This is a genomic window from Microcystis sp. M53602_WE12, assembly GCF_030065455.1.
GTDB classification, from domain to species: domain Bacteria; phylum Cyanobacteriota; class Cyanobacteriia; order Cyanobacteriales; family Microcystaceae; genus Microcystis; species Microcystis aeruginosa.
Genome location: NZ_JASJFB010000098.1, coordinates 1 through 3,808, shown reverse-complemented (window position 1 = coordinate 3,808; position 3,808 = coordinate 1). Strand labels below are relative to the sequence as shown.

Genomic DNA, 3,808 nt, shown 5'->3' with positions numbered 1-3,808 from the left:
GATTGGGGGGAAAATTCAGGTACTTTTTCCCTGAAAATTAGGTAGTTGACCACCTGAAAATCGATAAAACCCCACACCCCACACCCCACACCCCACACCCCACACCCTGCCACCACCGAAAAACTTTTTCAGCAAGCCCTATGTACGCTCGAAACTGACTTCAGGCACTTGAGCATAAAGGGGGGTTTTCTCCGCTTTTCGTTGCAGGTAAGTTTCCATCGTTAGCCCCGGAGGTAAATTCCACTGTACTAGATAGTTGGCTTTGTCTTTGCGCTCTCGCACAGTGGCTAAGTCCTGCCCAATCAAGCGCATTTCCTTGATTAGTTGCCAACCTAGCCCAGCGTTTTCTAGTACTTGTTCGAGGGAGGCGCGATCGATCGCTTTGATAATCAGGAATAACCGCCCCTCTGTTTCACCGATTAGGGCTTCGATTAACTCTCCCTGGGATTTTGATGCGACTGTGGCAATGCGCTCCAATATCTCGCTCACTTGTTCTTTGGTCCTTTCTTGTCGATCATCCTCTACTAGATATAGAGTCATAATTCATCTAAAATACATTTACAATACATTTGAGTTTACTGTCTTTGAGAAAAAAAAGCAATATTTTCAAGAGCCTGAAAACGAGGTGACACGGGAGTAGATGGTTCAAGACCGTTTCGCTCAAGTCGTGGCCAGAACCCTGGCCTTGAATGATATGCGTGACCCGATTTTTTCGATAACTGCCCTTATCCGGCTGAATTTTTTTCGGCCAAAGACTTGACAAACTCCAAAATTTCTGCTAACCTTGTAGTATAATGGGAATCCGTGTCGGCCTACGAACCCTCTTTGTAACTCTTTCTCAAGAATAAAAATTTTAACCCGAATTGCCGGTAGTAGCTAAACTAAGAGCAGTACCAAGGGAAACGGTGACTATGGAAGTTATTTGCACGCGTCCCCACTGTCCGAGACCGCGTAATCAATGCCTAGACCTAGACGATAGCAATCGCTTAACCTCGATCGAGCAGAAATATTGTACTACTTGCGGGATGCCATTAATTTTAGGGGGACGTTATTTGCCAGAACGTCTATTGGGACAAGGAGGATTTGGGGCGGCATTTTTAGCGCTAGATCGTTATAGTCCCAAAAAAGCTAAATGTGTACTCAAACAATTTCAACCCTCCGGTAATTTAAGTCCCCAAGCTTTAGAAAAAGCGAAAAATTTATTTTTTCAAGAAGCGCACGTTTTAGAAGATTTAGGACGAGAACATCCCCAAATCCCCGATCTCTATGCTTTTTTCCCTTTAACAGTCAAGAATCAATTAACGGGAAAAGAAGAGCAATTTTTCTATCTGGCCCAGGAATATATCGACGGTAAAAACTTAGAAGAAATTCTCCAACAGCAACAAAAACCCTTTCAAGAAAGTGAAGTCAAAAACATTCTCAAAGAATTACTTCTTATCCTCAAATTTATTCATGAAAATGGTTCCATTCACCGGGATATAAAACCATCTAACATCATGCGCTCCCAAAATGGCCGCCTCTATTTACTCGATTTTGGGGCAGTAAAACAGGCTACCAATAATCCCAATAATACACAGGAGAAATCCACAACAATTTACTCAGCTGGATTTGCCCCTCCCGAACAACAATTAGGCAATCAGGTATCGGCAGCCACAGATTTATATGCCCTAGCAGCTACCTGTGTTATACTCTTAACTAATCGCGATCCTGATGATCTATACGATCCCCAAAAACAGGTCTGGAATTGGCAAAATTATGCCCCCAACATCAGTGCAGATTTAGCAAGAGTATTCAATAAAATGTTACTAGCAAATCCCCTGGATAGATTTCAATCCTGTGGAGAAGTTTTAACCGCTTTAAATACACCTCCCCCATCTCCTCCATCTCCTCCACCTTCTCCAATTCCTCCATCCCCTCCAGCTTCTCCAGCTTCTCCAGTGATTAGAAAAACTTCCCGTTTTTCTCTTGGGGAAACCTTCGCTAATGCTGCCTTTACAGGATTTGAGGGGACATTATTAGTAATTGCCTTAAATAGTTTACTCCCCTCGCTAGGAATTGTCATCGCTTTTATGATCTTAGGTGGCTTAGTTTGGGCATTATTTAAAAAAGTGATTGAAGGGAGAGATTTACCGATTCTAGCAGCAATTACTCTCGCCTTCCTGTTAATTCCGCAACTGCAAGGAACCCTAAGTTTTCCTGAAATTGCTATCATTGCCGTGATGGCAGCCATCGGAGCAATTACTATTACCGCCTTTTTCGGGCTAATATATCGGATAATTTTGCGATTATTTTAAAACCCTGAAAGTGGTTAAATTATCATCACTACCGCCGGTAATCGTGCCACCGAGGTCTAAAATAGTTTGCAGATAGTCGAGGACTTCCTGAGAAATTAACTCTCCCGGCATCAAAACGGGAATACCGGGGGGATAGGGACAGATAACATCAGCACTAAGACGATCGAGGGCATTTTTCCGGGATACTATCTCTGTAGGGGCAAAAAAAGCCTTTCTAGGAGAAATAGCCAAATTTCCCGTGACTGGGGGAGGAGTGGGGGGTAAACTGGTAGAGGAAGGGGATTTAAGGCATTGAAAAGCAGTAATTAGGCGATTAATGTGTTCGCGATGGTTGCCGATGGAGATAATAAAAGTAAGTTGGCTTAAAGTCGGTAATTCTGCCGTGACGGCGTATTTTTCTCGCAAAATATCGTCTATTTCGTAACCAGTTAAGCCAAAATCTTTGACGATTACCGTTAAACGAGTGCGATCGAACCAGTGACAACCCGGGATAGAATGGGGAAAGTCTAAAACAGAGATATTAGGGATTTTATTGAGTTCTTTTCGGGCAGAAGCGGCTAAATCGAGGGTTTTGGTCAGTAAATCTAGTCCTTGCGTCGCCATTTGCTTTCTAGCACTATCAAGGGAAGCGAGAAGCAAATAACTAGGGCTAGTGGTTTGAACTAATTGTAAGGCTCGATCGACTTTTTCGGAACTAATGCGATCGCTTTTTAAGTGTAACATCGATGCTTGAGTTAAGGCCCCTAAAACCTTATGGGTGGACTGAATAGCCATATCGGCGCCGAGAGACAGGGCAGCCGGAGGTAAATCGGGATGAAAGGCAAAATGCGCCCCGTGAGCCTCATCGACGAGCAGCGGGATAGAATAATGATTGGTAATCTGGGCGATAGTTTCTAAGTCACAGCAAACCCCTTGATAGGTGGGAGAGACTACCATCACCGCTTTGGCGTCGGGATGGAGTTTCAGGGCATTTTCGAGGGATTGGGGGGTTATATTTAAATTTAGATCGATAGTGGGATTATATTCGGGATTGATAAAGATAGGTTGCGCCCCAGAGAGAATTAAGCCCGAAATTGCCGATTTATGAATATTTCTCGCCAAAATAATTTTATCTCCCTCGCCGCAAGTGGCTAAAATCGCCGCAATAATGCCACAACTGGAACCATTGACTAAAAACCAGCTTTTATCTGCCCCAAATGTCTCGGCTGCTAAAATTTGCGCTTCTTTAATCACCCCCGTCGGGGCAAACAAATTATCAAGGTCGGGTAATTCGGGTAAATCGGCTTTAAAGACGCTTTTTCCCAGTAAATTACTTAAATCTTCCCCGATTCCTTCCCCCTGCTTATGCCCTGGTGCATAAAATGGTACATCCAAACTATTGACTTTTTTTTGCAGTTGTGATATTAGCGGAGCAGATTCTGGCGAAGGCATTGTGAGAAGTGGGGTGTGGGGTGTGGGGTGTGGGGTGTGGGGTGTGGGGAAGTAGGGTGTGGGGTGTGGGGTGTGGGGTGTGG

At 44.1% G+C, this 3,808-nt stretch carries 3 protein-coding genes; 1 reads left to right on the top strand and 2 read right to left on the bottom strand.

Translation table 11 applies throughout. From position 1 onward, the window contains the following. Positions 1 to 138 precede the first annotated feature (138 nt). The gene (locus tag PX482_RS04165; RefSeq protein WP_043999279.1) at positions 139 to 540 is read right to left on the bottom strand and encodes an alpha-helical coiled-coil protein; all 402 of its coding nucleotides are present in this window, start codon (positions 538 to 540) and stop codon (positions 139 to 141) included. A gap of 371 nt (positions 541 to 911) precedes the next feature. Between PX482_RS04165 and PX482_RS04160 the strand changes: the two genes are divergently transcribed. Further along, entirely contained in the window at positions 912 to 2,294 is a 1,383-nt protein-coding gene (locus PX482_RS04160) for a serine/threonine-protein kinase (RefSeq protein WP_004159518.1), read from the top strand. On the opposite strand, the gene PX482_RS04155 is transcribed toward PX482_RS04160, so the two are convergent. Continuing rightward, positions 2,286 to 3,725 (bottom strand): aminotransferase class I/II-fold pyridoxal phosphate-dependent enzyme, encoded by a 1,440-nt coding sequence (locus tag PX482_RS04155; RefSeq protein ID WP_288122094.1) that lies wholly within the window; start codon positions 3,723 to 3,725, stop codon positions 2,286 to 2,288. The genes PX482_RS04160 and PX482_RS04155 overlap by 9 nt on opposite strands. Positions 3,726 to 3,808 lie beyond the last annotated feature (83 nt).